The sequence below is a fragment of the Salinimicrobium oceani genome (genome assembly GCF_012037645.1).
The window spans coordinates 1-372 of sequence record NZ_JAAVJR010001024.1 but is presented as its reverse complement, the minus strand read 5'-3'; the positions used below and the strand labels follow the sequence as shown (position 1 = coordinate 372).

General features: G+C 43.8%; 1 protein-coding gene. It reads right to left on the bottom strand.

Translation table 11 applies throughout. The features are described from left to right. Positions 1–372 (bottom strand): universal stress protein (locus tag HC175_RS20590; RefSeq protein WP_168139884.1); only part of this gene is annotated, 372 nt, incomplete at both ends.

Genomic DNA, 372 nt, shown 5'->3' with positions numbered 1-372 from the left:
ATTTCCTGCTCCACATTTCCCACAAATAACTGGTAAAAGAAATTTCTCTTGTGGTGCCCGGCAATAAGTAGATCAACATTCAGTTCCTTTACCTGAGCTTTTATCAATTTGGCTGTTGACCCCTGCAATTGCATTCCTTCGGCTTTAAGGTTTCTCGCCTGTAGGTCTTCTGTAAGTCGTTTTATTAATTCTCCTTCTTTTTTTCTGTTTTGAAGTCGTTTTTCATGCGCGAATTGAGGCCCGGCTTCCAGGCCAAGGAAATCGTCGGGGTCGGGTTCACTTATGTGCAGGATCCATACTTTTGATCCAAATGCCCCGGCTAGTTTTTCTGCTTTGGCCAGCAAGCGTCCGGCATTCTGTTCATTATTGATA